Origin of the sequence: Caldicoprobacter guelmensis (genome assembly GCF_016908415.1) — a bacterium.
Classification (GTDB): Bacteria; Bacillota; Clostridia; order Caldicoprobacterales; family Caldicoprobacteraceae; genus Caldicoprobacter; species Caldicoprobacter guelmensis.
Genome location: NZ_JAFBDW010000003.1, coordinates 266,521 through 286,810, shown reverse-complemented (window position 1 = coordinate 286,810; position 20,290 = coordinate 266,521). Strand labels below are relative to the sequence as shown.

General features: G+C 46.7%; 19 protein-coding genes. 17 read left to right on the top strand and 2 right to left on the bottom strand.

The features are described 5' to 3' along the window. Nucleotides 1-17: 17 nt before the first annotated feature. Together argH and JOD02_RS05725 are read right to left on the bottom strand one after the other, a co-directional pair. Entirely contained in the window at nt 18-1,397 is a 1,380-nt protein-coding gene (argH, locus tag JOD02_RS05730) for an argininosuccinate lyase (protein WP_204487787.1), read from the bottom strand. Continuing rightward, nucleotides 1,394-2,614 carry an argininosuccinate synthase gene (locus JOD02_RS05725; RefSeq protein WP_204487785.1) on the bottom strand — a complete coding sequence of 407 codons (1,221 nt, stop codon included), beginning with the start codon at nt 2,612-2,614 and terminating at the stop codon, nt 1,394-1,396. The genes argH and JOD02_RS05725 overlap by 4 nt, the downstream gene beginning before the upstream one ends. 239 nt (nt 2,615-2,853) lie before the next feature. On the opposite strand from JOD02_RS05725, the gene ruvC reads away from it, so the two are divergent. From ruvC to JOD02_RS05640, 17 genes are all read left to right on the top strand, one after another. Continuing rightward, entirely contained in the window at nt 2,854-3,366 is a 513-nt protein-coding gene (gene ruvC, locus JOD02_RS05720; protein ID WP_204487783.1) for a crossover junction endodeoxyribonuclease RuvC, read from the top strand. Between the two features lie 121 nt (nt 3,367-3,487). After that, nucleotides 3,488-4,087: a Holliday junction branch migration protein RuvA gene (gene ruvA, locus JOD02_RS05715; protein ID WP_204487781.1), complete on the top strand. Its 600-nt coding sequence runs from the start codon at nt 3,488-3,490 to the stop codon at nt 4,085-4,087. Between the two features lie 11 nt (nt 4,088-4,098). Continuing rightward, nucleotides 4,099-5,121: a Holliday junction branch migration DNA helicase RuvB gene (ruvB, locus tag JOD02_RS05710; RefSeq protein ID WP_204487779.1), complete on the top strand. Its 1,023-nt coding sequence runs from the start codon at nt 4,099-4,101 to the stop codon at nt 5,119-5,121. Between the two features lie 100 nt (nt 5,122-5,221). Continuing rightward, nucleotides 5,222-6,250, top strand: a complete 1,029-nt coding sequence (gene queA, locus JOD02_RS05705; RefSeq protein ID WP_204487777.1) for a tRNA preQ1(34) S-adenosylmethionine ribosyltransferase-isomerase QueA — start codon at nt 5,222-5,224, stop codon at nt 6,248-6,250. Between the two features lie 107 nt (nt 6,251-6,357). Next, nucleotides 6,358-7,479: a tRNA guanosine(34) transglycosylase Tgt gene (gene tgt / locus JOD02_RS05700; protein ID WP_204487776.1), complete on the top strand. Its 1,122-nt coding sequence runs from the start codon at nt 6,358-6,360 to the stop codon at nt 7,477-7,479. 229 nt (nt 7,480-7,708) lie between these two features. Beyond that, on the top strand, nt 7,709-8,011 hold the full coding sequence (gene yajC, locus JOD02_RS05695) for a preprotein translocase subunit YajC (RefSeq protein WP_204487774.1): 303 nt from the start codon (nt 7,709-7,711) through the stop codon (nt 8,009-8,011). A 265-nt stretch (nt 8,012-8,276) separates the two neighbouring features. Then, complete coding sequence (locus JOD02_RS05690) at nt 8,277-8,687, top strand: TIGR04086 family membrane protein (protein ID WP_204487772.1); 411 nt, start codon at nt 8,277-8,279, stop codon at nt 8,685-8,687. Between the two features lie 185 nt (nt 8,688-8,872). Then, the gene (gene scfA / locus JOD02_RS05685; RefSeq protein ID WP_084054676.1) at nt 8,873-9,013 is read left to right on the top strand and encodes a six-cysteine ranthipeptide SCIFF; all 141 of its coding nucleotides are present in this window, start codon (nt 8,873-8,875) and stop codon (nt 9,011-9,013) included. Between the two features lie 170 nt (nt 9,014-9,183). After that, nucleotides 9,184-10,416 (top strand): protein translocase subunit SecD, encoded by a 1,233-nt coding sequence (gene secD, locus JOD02_RS05680; protein ID WP_204487770.1) that lies wholly within the window; start codon nt 9,184-9,186, stop codon nt 10,414-10,416. A 16-nt stretch (nt 10,417-10,432) separates the two neighbouring features. Beyond that, complete coding sequence (gene secF, locus JOD02_RS05675) at nt 10,433-11,323, top strand: protein translocase subunit SecF (RefSeq protein WP_204487768.1); 891 nt, start codon at nt 10,433-10,435, stop codon at nt 11,321-11,323. Between the two features lie 261 nt (nt 11,324-11,584). Then, nucleotides 11,585-14,113, top strand: a complete 2,529-nt coding sequence (gene recJ / locus JOD02_RS05670; RefSeq protein ID WP_204487766.1) for a single-stranded-DNA-specific exonuclease RecJ — start codon at nt 11,585-11,587, stop codon at nt 14,111-14,113. 2 nt (nt 14,114-14,115) lie between these two features. Beyond that, nucleotides 14,116-14,634, top strand: coding sequence for an adenine phosphoribosyltransferase (locus JOD02_RS05665; protein WP_204487764.1), 519 nt, complete (start codon nt 14,116-14,118; stop codon nt 14,632-14,634). Between the two features lie 176 nt (nt 14,635-14,810). Then, nucleotides 14,811-17,009 carry a RelA/SpoT family protein gene (locus tag JOD02_RS05660; protein WP_204487762.1) on the top strand — a complete coding sequence of 733 codons (2,199 nt, stop codon included), beginning with the start codon at nt 14,811-14,813 and terminating at the stop codon, nt 17,007-17,009. A gap of 74 nt (nt 17,010-17,083) precedes the next feature. Further along, nucleotides 17,084-17,533, top strand: coding sequence for a D-aminoacyl-tRNA deacylase (dtd, locus tag JOD02_RS05655; protein WP_204487760.1), 450 nt, complete (start codon nt 17,084-17,086; stop codon nt 17,531-17,533). 20 nt (nt 17,534-17,553) lie between these two features. Further along, the gene (locus tag JOD02_RS05650) at nt 17,554-18,183 is read left to right on the top strand and encodes an MBL fold metallo-hydrolase (protein ID WP_204487758.1); all 630 of its coding nucleotides are present in this window, start codon (nt 17,554-17,556) and stop codon (nt 18,181-18,183) included. Nucleotides 18,184-18,291: 108 nt separating this feature from the next. Continuing rightward, a complete protein-coding gene (gene hemZ / locus JOD02_RS05645; RefSeq protein ID WP_204487756.1) occupies nt 18,292-19,842 on the top strand; it encodes a coproporphyrinogen dehydrogenase HemZ in 1,551 nt (516 codons plus the stop codon). After that, the gene (locus JOD02_RS05640) at nt 19,832-20,251 is read left to right on the top strand and encodes a PPC domain-containing DNA-binding protein (RefSeq protein WP_204487755.1); all 420 of its coding nucleotides are present in this window, start codon (nt 19,832-19,834) and stop codon (nt 20,249-20,251) included. The genes hemZ and JOD02_RS05640 overlap by 11 nt, the downstream gene beginning before the upstream one ends. The last annotated feature ends 39 nt before the right edge of the window (nt 20,252-20,290 follow it).

Below are 20,290 nucleotides of genomic sequence, written 5' to 3'. Positions count from 1 at the left end.
GGCGTTCAATACGCCCTTTATTTTTGCCCCTCAATCCACCTGCGGGCTTCTTCTATGGCCTGTGACACAGCAGCAGGTGCGGGGCCACCCGGCAGACTTCTGCGGCTTACGCAACTTTTAAGGGATATGACATCATAGATGTCTTGGTCAAATTTATCTGAGAATTGGCGGTATTCTTCTAGTGTCAGTTCCTCCAACACTTTTCCGTTTTGTATACAGTAAAGCACCAGCCTTCCTACTATGTGGTGGGCATCGCGGAATGGGACGCCCTTGGTTACCAGGTAATCAGCCGCATCGGTGGCGTTGATGAACCCCCTTGCGGCCTGTTTTAACATGTTTTCAGGATATACCTTGATGGTACTGAGCATGCCGGTAAATACCGAGATACAGCTCTTTACAGTATCCACTGCATCAAAGAGGGCTTCCTTATCTTCCTGCATATCCTTGTTGTAAGCCAGTGGAAGGCCTTTCATAGTTGTAAGCAGCGCTATTAAATCACCGTACACCCTGCCGGTTTTTCCGCGTATCAGCTCGGCTACATCAGGGTTTTTCTTTTGTGGCATTATGCTGCTTCCGGTGCTGTAGGAATCATCCATCTCGATGAACTTGAATTCATCCGTTGACCACAGTATGAGCTCTTCGCAAAACCGGCTCAAATGCATCATTATTATGGCCGCACAGCTTAAAAACTCAAGTATAAAATCTCTGTCGGCAACAGCGTCCATGCTGTTACGGGATATAGATGAAAAACCCAGCTGCTCCGCCACATACTGCCTGTCAAGAGGATAAGTGGTCCCTGCCAGGGCTCCCGAACCGAGAGGCATTACATCTACCCTTTTAAAGGCGTCTTTAAGCCGCTCTATGTCACGCCGGAACATCTCAAAGTATGCCATCAGGTGATGGCCTAAAGTTACTGGCTGGGCTTTTTGAAGGTGGGTATATCCCGGCATGATGGTCTCCTTGTGCTTTTCTGCAATGGTAACCAGCTGCTCTTCAAGCACCAGCAAGAGCTTTATGACCTCATCGATGGCCTCTTTGGTGTACATCCTGGTGTCCAGTGCTACCTGGTCATTGCGGCTTCTGGCGGTATGCAGCTTTTTCCCCACGTCCCCTATCCTTTCTATGAGCAGCGATTCAATGTTCATGTGTATGTCTTCGCTTGCAACGTTGAAACTTACCTTACCATCTTCGATATCCTTCAGTATCTGTTTTAGCCCCTCGCAGATGGCCTGTGCCTCTTCGGGGGATATGATGCCCTGCTTGCCCAGCATTGTGGCATGGGCTATGCTACCTAATATGTCCTGCTTGTACAGGCGGTAATCAAAATGGATAGAGGAATGGAAGTCGTCTACCTCCTTGCTGGTCTCCTTTTCAAAACGGCCGCCCCACAGTTTCATGAGTCAAGACCCTTTCTTTTTTCTCTCAAAAGTGCCTGGACTTTAAGCGGCAACCCAAAGAGATTGATGAATCCTTCGGCGTCTTTTTGGTTGTATACGCTGTCTTCGCTGAAGGTAGCTAGCTCTTTATCGTATAAGGAATAGGGGGATTCGACCCCGGCAGGTATGCAGTTTCCTTTATATAGCTTGAGCCGTACCCAACCGGTTACGTTTTCCTGCGTGCTATCCACGAAGGCCGACAGCGCTTTCCTCAAAGGCGTGTACCATTTACCGTCGTATACCAACTCTGCAAATTTGAGGGCTACGTGCTGCTTATAGTGCAGTGTATCGCGGTCTAGAGTGATGCTCTCAAGTATGCTGTGAGCTGTATAGAGTATTGTTCCTCCAGGGGTCTCGTATACTCCTCTGGATTTTATGCCCACCAGTCGGTTTTCCACCATGTCTACTATTCCAATTCCGTGTCTGGCGCCTATTTCGTTTACCTTCTGTATGAGCTCCACGCCGTCATATCTGGTGCCATTTACCTTTATCGGGATGCCCTTTTCAAATTCTATTTCCACGTATTCGGGCTCATCGGGGGCTTTATGAGGGGGCGTGCATATGAGATACACGTGATCTCCGGGCTCATTCCGTGGGTCTTCCAAATCGCCACCTTCATGGCTTAGGTGCCATAGGTTTCGATCCATGCTGTAGGGGTGCTCTTTGGTGACCGGTACGGGAATGTTTCGGGCACGAGCGTAATCTATGGCATCTTCTCGGGACCGTATATTCCACATACGCCAGGGGGCTATGATCTTAAGGTGTGGGTTTAATGCTTTAATGGTCAGTTCAAACCTCACTTGGTCATTCCCTTTACCGGTGGCTCCGTGGGCTACTGCCACAGCACCTTCCTTTTCGGCTATCTCTACAAGGCGCTTGGCGATCACCGGACGTGCAAAAGATGTACCCAGCAGGTACTTGCCTTCATATATTGCTCCTGCTTTCAGCGTAGGAAATATGAAGTCCTCCACAAATTCCTTTTTCAGGTCTTCTATGTAGACCTTGCTGGCACCGCTTTTTATGGCCTTCTCCCTTAAGGGTTCCAGCTCTTCACCCTGGCCTACGTCTCCTATCATTGCAATCACTTCGTAATCAAAATTTTCTTTTAGCCAGGGGATTATGATGGATGTATCCAGCCCGCCGGAATATGCCAGTACCACTTTCTGCTTTTCACCCATGATTTTCAACCTCCGTCAATTTGTTTTTAATAATTATACAGTAACATGCATAATTATTCAATTACTTATCGGCCTGTGTCGCTTTGTTGTCTTAAAATTTCTATTGCATCTTTATCTGAAGAGATATTAATCGGGTAGTTGGAGTTGACACAGTACCGAAAAAATCATAATATTACTATAGCGCATTCCATAGAGTGTGGCAATAGCGTGTTAAAAATCATTGTTTTTTGGAGTGGGTTATGCTTGTACTGGGAATAGATCCAGGAATAGCCATCTTGGGCTATGGGTTGGTCAAACAGGATGGCAATTCCTTGAAAGTTGTCGACTATGGGGTTGTGAGTACCCCTTCTGACATGGACACCCCGCACCGGCTTGTTGCCATCTTTAACTCGGTAAGCGAGCTTATAGAGCGCTATGCTCCTCAGGCAGTAGCTGTAGAGGAACTGTTTTTCAATAAAAATGTAAAGACGGCTCTTGCCATAGGGCATGCCAGAGGGGTGGCTGTGTTGGCCGCTGCTCTTAAGGGTGTCGAAGTATACGAGTATACTCCGTTGCAGGTTAAACAGGCAGTAGTGGGATATGGTAGGGCTTCTAAACAGCAGGTTCAGCAGATGGTGCGAATTCTCCTCAATTTGCCGTGTGTACCAAAGCCGGATGACGCTGCCGATGCCCTGGCGGTATCCATATGCCATATTCATTCGGCTGCCATGAGGGCTAAGATGGAGAGGGCGGGCTTTATACTGCGTGAGTAAGGATGCTGTTATTGCTGTTGTTATATACTAAGGATTGAAACCTGTACATAGGTCTGTATGCCTTGTGTTTTTTTCGGAGAAGAAGTTATTTGCTATAATGGTTTTTGATAGGAGAGATGATATGTTTTCGTATTTGAGGGGAACGCTTGTGGAGGCCGGTCCACAGCACGTGGTATTGGACGTGCAAGGGATGGGATTTCATATAATTGTTCCGGCTTCTGTAGCCTCGAAGCTTCCTTCAAGGGGGAGCGAGGTTAAGCTGTATGTGCATCTCAACGTTCGTCAGGACAGTTTGGAACTTTATGGTTTTTTAAATCGCGAGGACAAGCTATTGTTTGAGAAGCTCATCTCAGTATCGGGTATAGGGCCCAAAGCTGCCATTTCCATGCTCTCGACTTTGTCGTCAACTCAGCTGGCTCTGGCAATTGCCACCGGCGATGAGAAGGCTTTGAGCTCTGCTCCTGGGATAGGAAAAAAGACGGCTCAAAGGGTTATACTGGAATTGAGGGAAAAAATTGACAAAGAGGCGTTAGAGGGCGCTGTAGCTAGGGTGAATCAAGCCATTCCAGCGCAGGGGATGGAGAAGGAGGCGGTGCAGGCTCTGATGGCATTAGGATATCAAGCGGTTGAGGCTCAACAGGCTGTGGATCTGGTAAAGGGCCAGGCACAGGATACTGCAACTCTGGTTAGGCTGGCTCTCAAAGCCCTGGATAGAAGATAGGGGTGAGCATCATGGCTGAGCAGGAAAACAGGATTGTCACTTCAATGAAGCTTCATGAGGATAGCGAGACCGAGCAGACTTTAAGGCCTAGGACCCTTGATGAATACATAGGGCAAGAGAAGGTGAAAGAGCAGCTCAAAATATTTATACAGGCTGCATTAAAGAGGGGTGAGCCTTTGGACCACGTTTTGCTTTATGGCCCCCCAGGATTAGGCAAGACCACGCTTGCTTCGATTATAGCCAACGAGATGGGAGTGGGCATCCGAATAACTTCCGGGCCGGCCATCGAAAGGCCAGGAGATCTGGCGGCTATACTTACTAATTTGAGCGATGGAGATGTGTTGTTCATAGACGAGATTCACAGGTTGAGCAGAAGCGTTGAAGAAATCCTTTATCCCGCTATGGAAGACTTCGCACTGGATATCATAATAGGGAAAGGCCCCAGTGCCCGTTCGATACGCCTTGACCTTCCTAAGTTTACGCTAATAGGAGCTACCACCAGGGCCGGGATGCTAACCTCTCCTCTCAGGGATCGATTTGGAGTGATACATCGCCTGGAACTCTATACTACTGATGAGCTAACCAGGATAGTTATTCGATCGGCTGATATTCTGGGGATTCCCATAGAGCCCGGAGGGGCAAGGGAGATTGCAACACGGTCACGTGGTACGCCGCGGGTGGCCAATCGTTTGCTCAAGCGGGTTAGGGATTTTGCGCAGATCAGGGCAAATGGGATGATTACGAGGGAGGTTGCCAGGGAAGCCCTGGACCTTCTGGAGGTGGATTCCCTGGGCCTGGATGAGGTTGATAGGAAGATTTTGAGAACCATTATAGAAAAGTACAATGGTGGTCCGGTGGGACTGGATACCCTGGCTGCTTCGACTGGTGAAGAGAGCACCACTATTGAGGATGTATATGAACCATTTCTGCTGCAGATGGGATTCATTGCCCGTACCCCGCGCGGTAGGGTGGTAACGCCCCTTGCCTATCGCCACTTGAAAATCCCTTATCATGAGCAGCAGAGATTGATATAATAATACTTTACTGGTTTATTTATAGTAAGCATTGACTGGTGCTGGTAAGAAGTTCAATTCCTTTTGAATACAAAATAGAAAGTGAGGGTGAGATAGCAGCTTGAAGGTAGAAGATTTTGATTATTACCTTCCGGAGGAGTTGATAGCCCAATTTCCTGCAGAAAAACGCGATGAGTCGCGCCTGCTGGTATATCATCGCACTACCGGTAAGATAGAGCACCGAATTTTTAAGGATATAGTAGAGTATTTGCATAAAGGGGATTGCCTGGTGGTCAACGATACCAGAGTGATTCCGGCTAGGCTTTTGGGCAAGCGGGCTGGTACCGGTGGTAAAATCGAGTTTGTGCTGCTCAATCAAATAAATGATAGGCGATGGGAAGTTTTGGTAAAACCTGGCAGAAGAGCGCATATAGGTAGTGTATTCATATTTGGAGATGGGTTGCTTGAGGCCAAGGTGCTTGATAGGACCCCCGAAGGGGGGCGCATAGTGGAGTTTCAATATGAGGGCGTTTTTAACGAAGTACTGGATAAAGTGGGGATTTTGCCGCTTCCACCTTATATTCGAAAACAAATAGACGACCCTGAAAGGTATCAAACGGTTTATGCTGAACACCGTGGGTCGGTAGCGGCACCTACTGCAGGGCTCCATTTTACTGTGCCATTGCTTGAGAAGATACGGGCTTTGGGGGTGGACATAGTCAGGGTAACCCTTCATGTGGGGCTTGGGACTTTCAGGCCCGTAAAGGTTGATAATGTAGAAGAACACCGCATGCACGAGGAATACTACAGGATCACTGAGGAGGCCGCAAGGGTTATAAACGAGACCAAAGAAAGGGGAGGTCGAGTAATTGCTGTTGGGACCACCTCCACAAGGGCCCTGGAGTCTTCGGCCGATGACAGCGGCAGGGTGCATCCAACTGAAAAGGGGTGTACTGACCTGTTCATATATCCGGGGTACAAGTTCAAAGTGGTGGATGCGCTCATCACCAATTTCCACCTACCCAAATCTACCCTGCTCATGTTGGTGAGTGCCATGTGTAGCCGTGAAGAGATACTCAGGGTGTATCAAGAAGCGATAAAGGAACGGTATCGGTTTTTCAGCTTTGGTGATGCCATGCTGATACTCTGACTCTATCTATTTGAAATTGGGATGCACACTTGTGAAGGCGCTGGTTGCGTTGTTGAGGAGATTTTGCATAAAATACGAAAATTAATTCGTGTGGTTAGAGGTGAAGTATGATTTTTAAGTTTGAACTTATAAAGGAGTGCTCCAAAACCGGTGCAAGGTTGGGCAGGGTACATACCCCGCATGGCAGCTTTGAGACCCCTGTATTTATGCCTGTGGGCACCCAGGCTACCGTGAAGGCTTTGACGCCCCGGGACCTTAAAGAGATAAACGCCCAGATTATATTGGCCAATACATATCACCTTTACTTGCGGCCGGGGCATGAGCTGATCAGGCAGGCCGGTGGATTGCACAAGTTCATGAACTGGGACAGGCCCATACTCACTGATAGCGGTGGGTTCCAGGTGTTCAGCCTTGCTGATTTAAGGGAGGTAACCGATGAAGGCGTTTGCTTTAGGTCACATCTGGACGGTTCAAAGCACTTCATAAGCCCTGAAAAAGCTATCGAGATAGAGAATGCACTGGGTGCAGATATCATAATGGCCTTTGACGAATGTGTACCCTACCCTTGCGATTATGAAACTGCAAAAGAGGCTGTTGAGAGGACCACCAGGTGGGCCAAACGGTGTAAGGCTGCTCACCAGCGGGAGGATCAGGCGCTTTTTGGAATCATTCAGGGTAGCGTCTTTCGTGACCTCAGGATGAGAAGCCTTGAGCAACTGTTGGAACTGGATTTTCCTGGGTATGGTATAGGAGGCTTAAGCGTAGGTGAACCCAAGCCTATAATGTATGAGATTTTGGAGCACATAACTCCAGCCATGCCGAAGGACAAGCCAAGGTACTTAATGGGGGTAGGTTCGCCGGATTGCCTGATAGAAGGTGTTATAAGGGGAGTGGATATGTTTGACTGCGTGCTTCCCACTAGAACGGCCAGGACAGGTCTAGCCATGACCAGCCGGGGGAAGGTGATGCTGCGCAATGCGCCATACCAGCGGGATTTTGGTCCGCTTGATCCGGAATGTGATTGCTATACCTGTCAGAATTTTTCTCGTGCCTATTTGAGGCACCTGGTAAAAGCGAGGGAAATACTGGCAGCCATATTGATCAGCTTGCATAATGTGAGGTTCTTGATTCGACTTATGGAAGAGATAAGGGAGGCCATAAAAAATGATTGCCTCCTTGAGTACAGAAGAAGCTTCTTTGAAAGGTACGGGTATAGCAATGAAGAATGACTTGTAAACGGCTCTAAATTAGGACGCTGTATGGGAAATTTTTTATGTGGCTAGGCTTGAAAAAATAAAAAGCAAATTGGCAGGATTTAATTTTTGTGTTATACTTGTTTCAAAGGCAGGAGATACCATGACCTGTTTGTAAAATAAACATGGAAATACAGTTTTGTAATATGAATTTTTTGGTAAATAGAATTTAAGGAATACTTTTAGAAGAAAGGAAGGGAAGAAAATGCCTTCACAAGAGCCAAGCACTACGGCGCTTTTGATTCAATCCTTGCTCCCGTTTGTGATGCTTATAGTAATCTTTTACTTCATGATCATCAGGCCCCAGAGGAAACGGGAGAAAGAGACCAGAGAGATGTTGGCATCTTTGAAAGTAGGAGACAATGTCACCACCATAGGTGGAATTTGCGGCAAGATAGTACGTATCCGTGACGATATCCTTACCATAGAAGTAGGGCCGGATAAGGTGAAGCTGGTTGTTGAGAGGTGGGCTATCCGCAGCGTAGATAAGCCGATCTCAGCGGATTGATGGTTGATGGGTGTAATTTTTTTGGTTGAAGTGATGTCAGAGTAGTGGGAAGTTTTGTCTCCAGCCGGGTTCAATAAATTGAAAAAAAGCAAGCGGGATGGTTTAACTTTAAAATATGCGTAACGTGTAGACGCGAAGAGGTTTTGTCTGACTATTTTTGGAGCAGACAAAACCTCTTTATTTTATCCTTTTGCCTGTCATACTCTGTACCTGCACGGCATAAAAGTTAAAATGAGAAAGCAATGTGAAGGGATGGGAGAACAATATGAGGAGCCTGAAAAAGAATTCGGTACAGCTCGACAAAAGCGGCATAGTGTATACTGGCCTGGTCATATTGAAGGCCTCTCTCTTGGCGGTCATAGTGACTCTTTTGGGTTTTATGGTTTTTGCTGTGGTAATGAAGTTGGCTAACCTGCAGGAAACCATAATCCCTCCTGTAAACCAGGCCATTAGGATAATAAGCATCGCTTTGGGTGGCGCACTTGCGGCCCGCAGCAGCAAGACAAAAGGCTGGCTTAAAGGTGCATTGACGGGGCTTTTGTATATTGTATGGGCTCTTGTAATAAGTGCTGTATTCGGAGGCAAGTATGCTTTTGACAAGGTGCTTTTATCGGATGCTCTGCTGGGCATAGTGGTAGGAGCCATTGGAGGAATCATAGGCATAAATCTTGAGTAGGGTTAAATTGTAATTTCGGGGAGATTGACAAACTGAAGATGCTTTTTGTATACTTTAGACAGGAATGCAGTATTGTTATTCTTAAAGGGTAGGGGCTGACTTGAGATAAGTGGTAGGGAGTTGCAAGGGAATAGGATTTTGATGAGTCTGAAGGGATAAAATTGCTGTAAAGGAGGCGTTTGGATATGAAGCACATCAAGACGTTACATAAGGGAACGTTGAAGGACAGCCTGAAAAAAGGTGGTTGTGGGGAATGCCAGGCATCTTGCCAGTCTGCGTGCAAGACTTCGTGTACTGTGGCTAACCAGGCATGTCAAAAGCAATGACTTTGACGATGTTGTGTTAACGGGAATGATATTTGTGGTCAAAATGTCACAGGCAAGAAACAGCAGTGGCGTTTGCTACTGCTGTTTTTTGTCTTCTATTTCGGTTATTGACTAGTCTACCACCCAAGTATTATAATTGAAAAGGTAAGTTTTTTTAAGGGGGCCAGGTAATGAGGAAGAAAAGTGGTTTGAAGCTATTTTTGATAATATTATGCATTGCCATAGCGTCCTATATCGCATTAAATGGCCTTGAAATAGGGATATACCGGATTGTCCCCTTGGGAGAAGGGGTGCAGCAGGGTTTGGACTTAAAGGGAGGCCTTTATGTCGTGTATGAGGCTGACATCGCCCCCGGTGATCCGGACAGGGATAATAAAATTGAGGGCGCAATAAGGGTTATGCGTAACCGACTTGACAGAGCTAATCAACATGAGGCTACAATTGCGCCTCAGGGCACAAATCGCATCGTGGTGGAGATACCCGGTGTGAGCAATCCACAAGAACTGGCTGATATATTGATGAAGCCTGCTGTGCTGGAATTTATTGGCCCAGAGGGAGATGTAATAATTACTGGAAAAGATGTTAAGAGTGCAAAGCCAGGATATATAACAGGCCAAAAACCCGTCGTTCACTTTGAACTGCATCCCGAAGGTGCAAAGAAATTTGCCGAGGCTACCGAGAAATACCTTGGCAAGGTGATAAAGATTGTTCTGGACGGCAATCCCATATCGCAACCTAAAGTTAATGAGGAAATCCCAAATGGTCAAGGCGTAATCGAGGGTATGGAGAATATAGAAGAAGCTAAGACGCTGGCAAACTTGATCGAGAGCGGTGCACTGCCGGTAGAGCTTAAACAGGTGGAAGTGAGGACCATTGGTGCGACGTTAGGAGCCAATGCCCTTGAAAGAGGGATACTGGCAGGCATAGTAGGGCTTTCGCTGGTATTCTTATTCATGTTGGTTTATTACAGGTTGCCTGGTTTGGTCGCCGATTTGGCCCTGGTGGTTTATGCGTTGCTTGTGATGCTGATCACGGTGGTGGCACGCATTACGATTACGCTACCGGGTATTGCAGGCATAGTGCTGTCAATAGGCATGGCGGTGGATGCCAATGTCTTGATATTTGAAAGGATGAAAGAGGAGCTGCGTGCAGGCAAGACCATGAGGGCAGCTCTGGATGCCGGCTTCTCAAAGGCGTTCAGCGCTATATTGGATTCCAATGTTACAACTCTTATTGCCGGCGTGGTGCTGCTGTATTTCGGGACAGGTCCCATTCAAGGGTTTGCCAAGACGCTTATGCTGGGTGTAGTGGTAAGCTTGTTTACGGCGGTGGTCTTTACCAAATATGTGCTGCGGCTCATCATAGACTTGAACGTGCAAAACAAGAAGTTGTATGGTGTATGAGAGGGGTATACGGGAGATGAAAATTGATTTTGTTTCAAGATACAAAATATTTGTCACAATTTCGCTGGTCATTATCTTGGTCGGTTTGGCTATCACCATCTTTCAGGGCTTGAACTTGGGTATTGACTTTAAGGGTGGGACTGTCATATACGTCAACATCGGCAAACCCTACTCACCAGATGATATCCGCAGCATACTTTCATCTCAGGGTATACAGGCTACTGTAGTACAGGTAGGTGAAGACAAACAAGATGCTCTTATACGCATGAGGTACATGGAAAACCAAAGCGAAATACAGAAGAAATTGATAGAGGCTTTGAAAGAAAAATATAACTTGTCGGATGAAAGGTTTAGCGTTGACACGGTAGGCCCTACCATTGGGAGAGACCTGACGCGTAATGCTATATTGGCCACCGTAATATCGTGGGTATTTATCCTCATATATGTAGCAATACGCTTTGAATTTAGGTCAGGGGTGGCGGCCATTGTCGCATTAGTACATGACGTGCTTATAATGGTCGCGGCTGCTGCTATTTTGAGGACGCAGATCAACAGCCCTTTTGTGGCGGCTGTGCTTACTATAATAGGTTATTCCATCAATGACACCATCGTGATCTTTGACAGGGTGCGTGAGAACCAAAAGAAATATGGTAGGAGTTTGTCTTGGGCTGAAATAGTGAACAAGAGCATCAACGAGTCGATGACGCGAACCATAAATACTTCTCTTACCACATTCCTTACGGTAACGGCTTTGTATGTGTTCGGAGTAGAATCCATCAAGGAGTTTTCATTGCCCATACTGGTTGGTATAATCTCGGGAACTTATTCTACAATATTCATTGCTGGTCCTTTGTGGGTCGAATGGAATGAAAGGTCAGAGAGGCGCCGAGTTGCTGCCGCAAAATAATCGGAAATGGCTTGGTGTAAATACTGTAAAACGAGCAGTGTGTGGCACGTTGAAATGCAAAAATAGATGGCTAAATAAAATCGACCATTTCATAAATAAGTTTATCTCTTTTAATTGTGTAAGTTGATCTATGGAAAGAGTGTAAATGAGCTTCCTTCGGGAAGCTCTTGTTGTTATTTTATCTGTTATTTTCTTGAAAAAGGTATTAATTGTCGTTAAACAAAAATACTCTCATTTTTCAACATGAGGAGCTGAAATGCCATGCCTCTCTATCTTCCGCTGGTAGAGGAGACGCCAGAGTGGCACAAATGTATAGAGAGTATAAGTAATGGTCTGGGTATTTCCAATGTCATGGCAAGGCTGTTGGTCAACAGGGGTATCAGAGATTTAGAGCAGGCTACCTCGTTTATCGATCCCTCTTTGAATAAATTACATGACCCTTTTTTGCTTCCTGATATGGCAAAAGCGGTTGACCGGATTCAACAAGCTATAGATCACCGCCAACGGATTGCGATATATGGAGACTATGATGTGGATGGAATTACGGCGGCTTCTGTTTTGTACCTGTTTTTAAAGAATAGAGGTGCAGAGGTTGAGGTGTACATCCCTGACCGTTATTCTGAAGGGTATGGCATGAACTGCCAAGCTGTTAAGCAGCTTTGTGATGGTGGGGTTAAGCTTATCATCACGGTGGATTGTGGTATAACTGCGATTAAAGAGGTGAAGCTGGCCAGGGAGCTTGGCGTGGATGTTATAGTCACCGACCATCATCAGTGTTCAGGAGAGCTACCTGATGCCTGTGCTGTTATCAATCCCTCGCGTGGTGACCATTCTTATCCTTTTTGCAGCCTGGCAGGGGTGGGGGTAGCTGCCAAGCTGATTCAGGCCATGGGCGGAATTGAGGCTGTGGAGGAATATCTTGATTTAATAGCCCTGGGTACAGTAGCTGATGTGGTACCATTGGTGGATGAAAATCGGATACTGGCAGCTAAAGGTATAGAACGCATGAATATATCCCCTAGGCTGGGAGTTGAAAAGTTGATTAGAGTTGCTGGGTTGGCTCAAGGCAGTATTGATGCATACAAGATAGCTTTTATGTTAGCCCCCAGGCTGAACGCTGCTGGGAGGATGGCTACAGCTTATCTGGGCTTTTCGCTACTTACAACCCACGATGAGGAGAAGGCCTCAAGTATTGCTCGGCAGCTCAATGAGGAGAACAGCAGGCGCCAGCGTATCGAAAACGCTTTGGTAGAAGAGTGCATAGACAGGGTTATTAAAAATGGTGACCTCAGTACCGAATGGATAATAGTGTTAGAAGGGGAGGAGGGGGAAGGCTGGCACCCTGGTGTCATAGGCATCGCAGCTTCAAAAATCAGCGAGCTTTTTTACCGTCCATGCATATTGATTTCGCTTCAAGGCGATACTGGTGTGGGCTCTGCGCGGAGCATTGAAGGCTTTGACATATACAACGCTTTAAAACACGTTGATGACCTCTTCCTTCGGTTTGGAGGCCATGAAATGGCAGCGGGTTTTAGCATTTTGAGAGAGGCTATTCCAGAACTGAAACGACGCCTTTTGAATTATGCGCACCGTACCATGGACGAGTTGCTGCTCATCCCTCGCGATTATCATGATGGATTATTGACGCCGCAGGACATTACCCTATCGCTGGTACAAGAGCTAAAGCGGCTCGAACCTTTTGGTATGGGGAATCCACCACCTAAATTCCTGTTTTGCAATGCTCAGGTGGAAAGCTGCTGGGCAGTAGGGGATGATGGAAAGCATCTAAAGATGGCGATATCTACTGGGCAGCGGCTGTGGGACGCTATCGGCTTTGGATTAGGTGACAAAAAGGATTACTTGCTAGGAAAGCGTAATAAGGTGGATATCATCGCCGCTGTGGAGGAAAATGAGTGGGGTGGCGTGAAGAAGGTACAGCTCAATGTTAAGTCCATGCAAAACGTAATAAACTCCCGTAATGATGTGGAAGCATTTCTGGAACCCTTTTATTTTAAATTTTTTGATGCTTTTTTGCAAGAAATTATGTATAATAATGATTGCATAAATACTAGTCAATTGAGCAAGGTATGGGAACTGGCGTTCCAGCAGTTAGGTTATGAGGAGGCGATACGCCGTTTTAAGGCATCCAAGGTAGGTAACTTGATTTTGGCAAGTACTCTAGAAGGAGCACAGTGGGCATTAAATCTAATTGTCCAGGAGGAAATGCCTCATACGGCCTTTGCGTATGGATACTTCCACGAAATGTGGGAGACGGGAATAAATGGCATTCTTCTTGCTCCTCTGATTGACAGGGTGCTTTTCAGGCATTACAGAAGTATCTTTTTGCTTGAAGGGGAGCTTCCTCTATACCCTCGATTGTTTTCTATGGAAGGCTTAAGTGAGAAAGTTTATATTATAAAGGGCTGGAACAGCCAGGGAGTGTTGCTCAAAAGGGTGCTTGAGCGGCTGAAGGTGGAGAGAATGCACTTTGTGGCGCTGTACAAATGGCTGTACTCACAACGCTCAGGTCAAAACCTGTGGCCAGGGTTGTCCAGAATGGTGTGGCAATTCAATCAAGCAACGGGGCAGGATATAAACGAGTTTCAGATGCGCTTGATGTTGGGTGTATTTAAGGAATTGGACTTTGTGAGGATAGACAGCCAGCAGGCGTATGTGAAGGTGGAGTGCGTTCAAAATCCGCGAAGCCGCGAGCTCACCGAGAGCGTGCTTTATCAAAAGTACAGGGTATGGATTGAAGGGTTGCAATCCCATTGTGAAAAGGAGGAATAGTAATGGATTTGAAGTCAAAGATCAGGGTGGTACCGGATTTTCCAAAGCCGGGTATAAGCTTTAAAGACATAACGACTTTGCTTAAAGATCGCGAGGCCTATGTTTACACCATAGATTCGCTGGTGGCTTTTTGCAAGAATAAAGGAGCTGAACTCATAGTTGGACCCGAAGCAAGAGGGTTTGTATTGGGGGCCCCAGTGGCGTATGCGCTTAAGGTGGGTTTTGTACCGGTGCGCAAGCCGGGCAAGCTACCCGCTGAGACCGTGAGTTACGAGTATGGCTTGGAGTATGGTTCAGATGTGTTGGAGATACACAAGGATGCCATTCAGCCCGGGCAAAAGGTGGTAGTGGTGGATGACCTGCTAGCCACGGGAGGGACTGCTCTGGCGGTTGTCAAGCTGGTGGAGAAATTAGGAGGTATAGTCACGGGTGTGGCATTTGTCATAGAGCTGTCGTATTTGAACGGACGAAAGACTCTGGAAGGATATGATGTGTATTCGGTAATTACCTACGATGATTGAGTGTAAAATATTGGAGGATGGAAGGATGGTTGGTGCTACTGTGCCAGCCATTCTTTGTAATTATGGCAAAATCCTGATTTTGAAGACGGCTTCAGGATTATTTAAAATTAGTGGATGGTTTAAATTGGTTGTATAGAACATGGGGTTCTGAATGCAGAAGAGAAAGGGGTGGGATAATGAGTGGCAATGGAATAGAGGTTAAGGTATTGGAACTTGAGACCAAGGCTGAGCAGGCGTATGGCAAAGAGGGGTTGCAGCTGATACGCAAGGCCTATGATTTTGCTGCAAAAGCCCATGAGGGGCAAAAGCGCTCATCTGGCGAGCCATTTATTATCCACCCCGTGGAAGTTGCTCTTATATTGTTGGAGCTTGGGTTGGATGTGGATACGGTTGTGGCAGGCATATTGCACGATGTTATAGAGGATACCGGCGTTACTTTACAGCAACTGGAGAATGAATTTGGGGGCGATATAGCAAAGCTGGTGGATGGGGTTACAAAGCTCAGCCGGATAGAGTATAAGAACAAGGAGGAACAGCAGCTTGAAAGCCTGCGGAAGATGTTTGTGGCTATGGCGAAGGACATAAGGGTTATAATCATAAAGCTTGCTGACCGGCTACACAACCTGCGGACTCTTGAGTATGTTGACGAGGAGAAGCAGCGCGAAAAGGCCTATGAGACTTTGGAGATTTATGCTCCGCTGGCTCACCGGTTGGGCATATTCAAGATAAAGTGGGAACTCGAGGATATATCCTTACGCTATATAGATCCTAAAGGGTATTATGACCTGGTGGAAAAGGTGGCGGCCAAGAGGAGAGAGAGGGAGGCGTACATTCAGGAGGTCATCCAGACTCTCAAAAAGAAGCTGGAGGAAATGAACATCGAGGCCGAGATAGAGGGGCGTCCCAAAAACTTTTACAGTATCTATCGCAAGATGTACATGCAGCACAAGAGCTTTGATGAGATTTATGACCTGCTGGCCATACGCGTCATCGTAAATTCGGTGAAAGACTGTTACGCTGTACTGGGCATAGTTCACACCCTTTGGAAACCCATACCCGGCAGGTTCAAGGATTATATAGCTGTTCCCAAGCCCAACATGTATCAGTCGCTCCATACCACTGTCATTGACTCCAGGGGCGAGCTGTTTGAGATACAGATACGTACTTGGGATATGCATCGCATTGCCGAATACGGGATTGCAGCCCACTGGAAATACAAAGAAGGGCGTAAGGTTTCAACCGACCTTGACGAGAAGCTGGCATGGATACGCCAGCTTTTGGAATGGCAAAACGAGTTTAAGGATTTCAGGGAATTTGTCGAGACATTGAAGATAGATTTGTTCAGCGATGAGGTGTTTGTTTTTACGCCCAAGGGGGATGTCATTGACCTGCCTAAAGGAGCGGTGCCATTGGACTTTGCATACGCCATCCATACCGAGATAGGCAACAAGTGCGTAGGCGCCAAGGTCAACGGCAAGCTGGTTCCTTTGGATTATCAGCTTCAAACAGGCGATATAGTGGAAATAATAACCTCGCCTAACAGCCGTGGTCCCAGCCGTGATTGGCTCAAGATAGTTAAGACCACTCAAGCGAAGAATAAGATCAAGCAGTGGTTCAAAAAGGAACGGCGAGAGGAAAACATAATAAAGGGCAAGGAAATGCTGGAAAAAGAGGCAAAGAGGCAAGGGTATGCCCTGTCTCAGCTCATTAAAAACGAGTGGATTGAACCAATACTCAAGAAATATGGGTTTCATTCAATCGATGATATATACGCCGCAGTGGGTTACGGCGGACTTACTACCAGCCAGGTGCTGGTAAGGCTCATCAACGAGTACAAGAAATATCAAAAGGTTGCTACCTCTGAATCAGAGGAAGAAGTAACTGTAAAGCAGGAAAAGGAGGATAAGCCTAGAAGGCGTGCCGATAACGGCATACATGTAAAGGGCGTGGATAATATATTAGTAAGAATTGCCAGATGTTGTAACCCTGTGCCGGGAGATAAGATTATAGGATACATCACAAGGGGTAGAGGGGTATCAGTGCACAGGGTTGATTGTGTCAACGTGGCCAACATTGCTCCTGAGGAAAGGCATCGGCTGGTGGATGTGGAGTGGACTGGTGAGGATAAAGCTTCATATAATGCCGAAATACAGATAATAGCTCGGGATAGGCATTCGCTTTTGGCCGACATAACCAGTACCCTTGCCAATATGGATATAGCTTTAACGGCTGTCAATGCCAGAACCAACAGGATGCGTCAGGCTTTTATAAACTTAAGCCTGGAAATAAAAAACACGCAGCAGCTTGAAAAGGTGATGAGGCAGCTCAAAAAAGTGCCTGATATACTGGATGTGCACAGGGTAAACGCCTCGTGAATTAGAGGCGACCTGTTTAAGCGCCTTTATGCTGACGATCGAAAACCTTTAAGTTGTTTGGAGTGAAGGTTTGAATGAGGGCGGTTGTTCAACGGGTTAAACACGCCAGCGTTAAAGTAGACGGTGAAGTGGTGGGTTCAATTGGAAATGGACTGTTGGTATTTTTGGGCGTGGAAAGGGATGATGGCGAGGATGACCTGGCATATATAGTGGACAAGGTGGGAGGCTTGAGGGTGTTTGAAGACGAGAATGGCAAGATGAACCTGTCTGTAAAGGATGTGGGAGGGGCCATACTGGCGGTTTCGCAGTTTACTCTTTACGGCGATTGCAGGAAGGGACGTAGACCCAGCTTTACCCAGGCAGCACCTCCTGATGTAGCAAAGAGATACTATGACTTGTTTGTGGAGAGGATAGGTCAGCTTGGCATCCCTGTGGCTACCGGCATATTTCAAGCAAAGATGGATGTGTCGCTTATCAATGATGGCCCGGTGACCATACTTCTGGACAGCAAGAGGACCTTTTAAGGGAGAAAGGAGCAGCAGACATGAAGGTTATAACCATGCCGGTTGGAGAACTGGCTGCCAACTGCTATATAGTTTACTGCAAAAATACCATGAGGGCTGTCGTTATTGACCCGGGTGCTGAGGGACAAAGCATATTAAATCGTATACAGCATGAAGGGGTTAAAGTAGAATATATATTGCTTACCCATGGCCATTTTGACCATATAGGTGCTGTGAAGTTTCTCAAAGAACATTTGGAGTCTTGTGTAGCTATTCATGCCGGTGATGCTCCGGCTCTTACCGATGCCAGCCTGAACCTTTCGACCTTTATGGGAGGGTATTCAGTACAGACGCCGGCAGATGTATTGCTAAAAGAAGGAGATGTACTTGATGTTGGCGGTATAAATATAAAAGTGCTCCATACGCCTGGACATTCGGAGGGAAGCGCCTGTTTTGTGGTAGAGAGGCCGATAAAGGCGGTATTTACCGGAGATACGTTGTTTCAGGGGGCGATAGGCAGGAGCGATTTTCCAGGGGGCAGCTACGACCAGTTGATTAGTTCCATAAGGGATAAGCTTTTGGTACTTGATGATGATTATACCGTCTATCCGGGCCATGGATTGAGGAGCACCATTGGTACTGAAAGGATTGCCAATCCGTTTATAAAATAGCCGAAAGAATTGTTAAAAAGAGCGTTTTAAGGGCTTGATAGTGACCATGACGAGGCTGGTTTTTAGGCATTGAAAAATACCTTTTTGTAGTGGAGGGTTGTTGTAATTTTGAATATATATGTTCATGTTGCAGATGACAAATTTGAGCACGAAATATGGGAACTCACCCGTGTATTTTTTCCGGATCACCCGGTCAAGGTACTTAGTGATGCGTCGGCGGAAAGGGATAATTCAGGAGAAAAAGCAGATGGGCAAAATGATTTGTTCATTGTTGCTCATTATACCTGTTCTGGTTTTGAAATCATAGCTGAAAGTCGGTTGGAAGACAATGGCGGTAAGGTGCTTTCTACAAGCCGGAGAAGCCAAAAATTAGATGAAACTACCAGAATGTCTCATCTCAGACAAAAGAGGGAGATAAAGAAGGTCCTGTGCCAGTGTGTGTATGATGTGCTATCCCAGTTTACCGGCAAGCATCCGCACTGGGGGATACTTACGGGTGTGCGCCCCCTTAAGGTGGTGCATAACCTGATGGATGACGGATTGAAAGACCAAGAGGTTTTGGACGTTTTGAAGTCTGAGTATTATGTAAGGGATGATAAAGCTTCTCTTTTGGTTGAAACAGCTAAGAATCAGCGGGGTGTGATAAAATCAGCCTCTACCCAAACTGCGTCTCTTTATATACACGTCCCCTTTTGTACCACCAGATGCCTTTATTGTTCCTTTCCATCGGTTGTGATAGATGGGTACAGGGGAATGGTGGATGCCTATATAGACTCCCTGGTTAGCGAGCTTAATAGTGTGGTCTCGCTTTTGCTCCAAAAAGGGGTTGTGATTCAAAGCCTTTATATAGGTGGAGGGACTCCTACTGCCCTTGGTTATGACCCACTGGAGCGGCTTTTGAGCGCCATAGCCCTGTTGCTGGATGACCATGAGGTAGGGGAGTACACGGTGGAATGTGGTAGACCCGATACTCTGGACCTCGACAAGCTTTGGATGCTTAAGGCCTTTGGAGTAAACCGTATAAGCATCAACCCTCAGACCATGAACCAGGAGACGCTTGATAGGATTGGCCGGCGACATACGGTTGAGGAAGTGGTATCGCGGTTTCACATGGCCAGGTATGTTGGCTTTGATTGCATAAACATGGATGTAATAGTGGGGCTACCCGGGGAAGGTGTGCCGCACATGGAAAGAACTATGGAGGCCATTGCTGCCCTCCAGCCCGATAACCTCACTGTACACACCCTGGCGGTAAAGAGGGCGTCCAGGCTTAAGGAATCGTTGGATGAATACCCCTTGGTCTCGGATGACGTTGCTGAGAAGATGTTGGAGACATGTCAGAAATGGGTAAAGGAAATGGGATTGGTGCCCTATTACCTTTATCGCCAGAAATACATGGTGGGGAATCTTGAAAATGTTGGGTATACTAAGCCTGGTAAGGCGTGCATATACAATATTCAGATGATGGGCGAAAAGCAGACCATATGGGCATTTGGTGCCGGTGCGGTGAGCAAGGTATACTTTGCCGAAAACGACTGCATACACCGTGTTCCGAACGTAAAGGACGTGAAGGAGTATATGGAGCGGCTTGATGAGATGATACAGCGAAAGATGAGGTTTATAGATGGATCCGAAGGGGGTATTGAGGATGACCTATAAAAGATTTGGGAACACTTACATTGTAAGCATTGAAAAAGGAGAAGAGGTTGTAGAGTCGCTCAAGCGCTTTTGCGAGGCGGAAAACATCAAGCTGGGATATATAACCGGTATAGGGGCTTCAAACAAGCTGGTGATAGGAATCTTTGATACTAAAGAGAAAGTGTATAGTTCAACCGAGGTGGCCGGCGAGCATGAGATAACTTCCATTACGGGCAATATCACCACCATGAAGGGCCAGACCTATCTTCACATACACGCCACTCTGGCAAATTCTCGATTTGAGGCTATAGGGGGGCACTTGAATTCGGCCGTGGTGAGCGGCGTATGCGAGGTTTTCGTACAGAAAGTGGAAGGAGAAGTGGACAGGGAGTTTGATCCCAACGTGGGGCTCAACGTTCTGAGGCTGTAGAAAAACAATGGTTGACAGTGCCTTTCCATTGGCTTTATA

Bases quoted from the DNA above. Each gene is read 5' to 3' on its own strand.
- JOD02_RS05725 (WP_204487785.1), bottom strand. From the start codon at position 2,614: ATGGGTGAAAAGCAGAAAGTGGTACTGGCATATTCCGGCGGGCTGGAT.
- JOD02_RS05690 (WP_204487772.1), top strand. From the start codon at position 8,277: ATGAGGAGCCTGAAAAAGAATTCGGTACAGCTCGACAAAAGCGGCATA.
- scfA (WP_084054676.1), top strand. From the start codon at position 8,873: ATGAAGCACATCAAGACGTTACATAAGGGAACGTTGAAGGACAGCCTG.
- yajC (WP_204487774.1), top strand. From the start codon at position 7,709: ATGCCTTCACAAGAGCCAAGCACTACGGCGCTTTTGATTCAATCCTTG.
- ruvC (WP_204487783.1), top strand. From the start codon at position 2,854: ATGCTTGTACTGGGAATAGATCCAGGAATAGCCATCTTGGGCTATGGG.
- recJ (WP_204487766.1), top strand. From the start codon at position 11,585: ATGCCTCTCTATCTTCCGCTGGTAGAGGAGACGCCAGAGTGGCACAAA.
- dtd (WP_204487760.1), top strand. From the start codon at position 17,084: ATGAGGGCGGTTGTTCAACGGGTTAAACACGCCAGCGTTAAAGTAGAC.
- secF (WP_204487768.1), top strand. From the start codon at position 10,433: ATGAAAATTGATTTTGTTTCAAGATACAAAATATTTGTCACAATTTCG.
- secD (WP_204487770.1), top strand. From the start codon at position 9,184: ATGAGGAAGAAAAGTGGTTTGAAGCTATTTTTGATAATATTATGCATT.
- JOD02_RS05650 (WP_204487758.1), top strand. From the start codon at position 17,554: ATGAAGGTTATAACCATGCCGGTTGGAGAACTGGCTGCCAACTGCTAT.
- JOD02_RS05660 (WP_204487762.1), top strand. From the start codon at position 14,811: ATGAGTGGCAATGGAATAGAGGTTAAGGTATTGGAACTTGAGACCAAG.
- argH (WP_204487787.1), bottom strand. From the start codon at position 1,397: ATGAAACTGTGGGGCGGCCGTTTTGAAAAGGAGACCAGCAAGGAGGTA.
- ruvA (WP_204487781.1), top strand. From the start codon at position 3,488: ATGTTTTCGTATTTGAGGGGAACGCTTGTGGAGGCCGGTCCACAGCAC.
- JOD02_RS05640 (WP_204487755.1), top strand. From the start codon at position 19,832: ATGACCTATAAAAGATTTGGGAACACTTACATTGTAAGCATTGAAAAA.
- JOD02_RS05665 (WP_204487764.1), top strand. From the start codon at position 14,116: ATGGATTTGAAGTCAAAGATCAGGGTGGTACCGGATTTTCCAAAGCCG.
- tgt (WP_204487776.1), top strand. From the start codon at position 6,358: ATGATTTTTAAGTTTGAACTTATAAAGGAGTGCTCCAAAACCGGTGCA.
- ruvB (WP_204487779.1), top strand. From the start codon at position 4,099: ATGGCTGAGCAGGAAAACAGGATTGTCACTTCAATGAAGCTTCATGAG.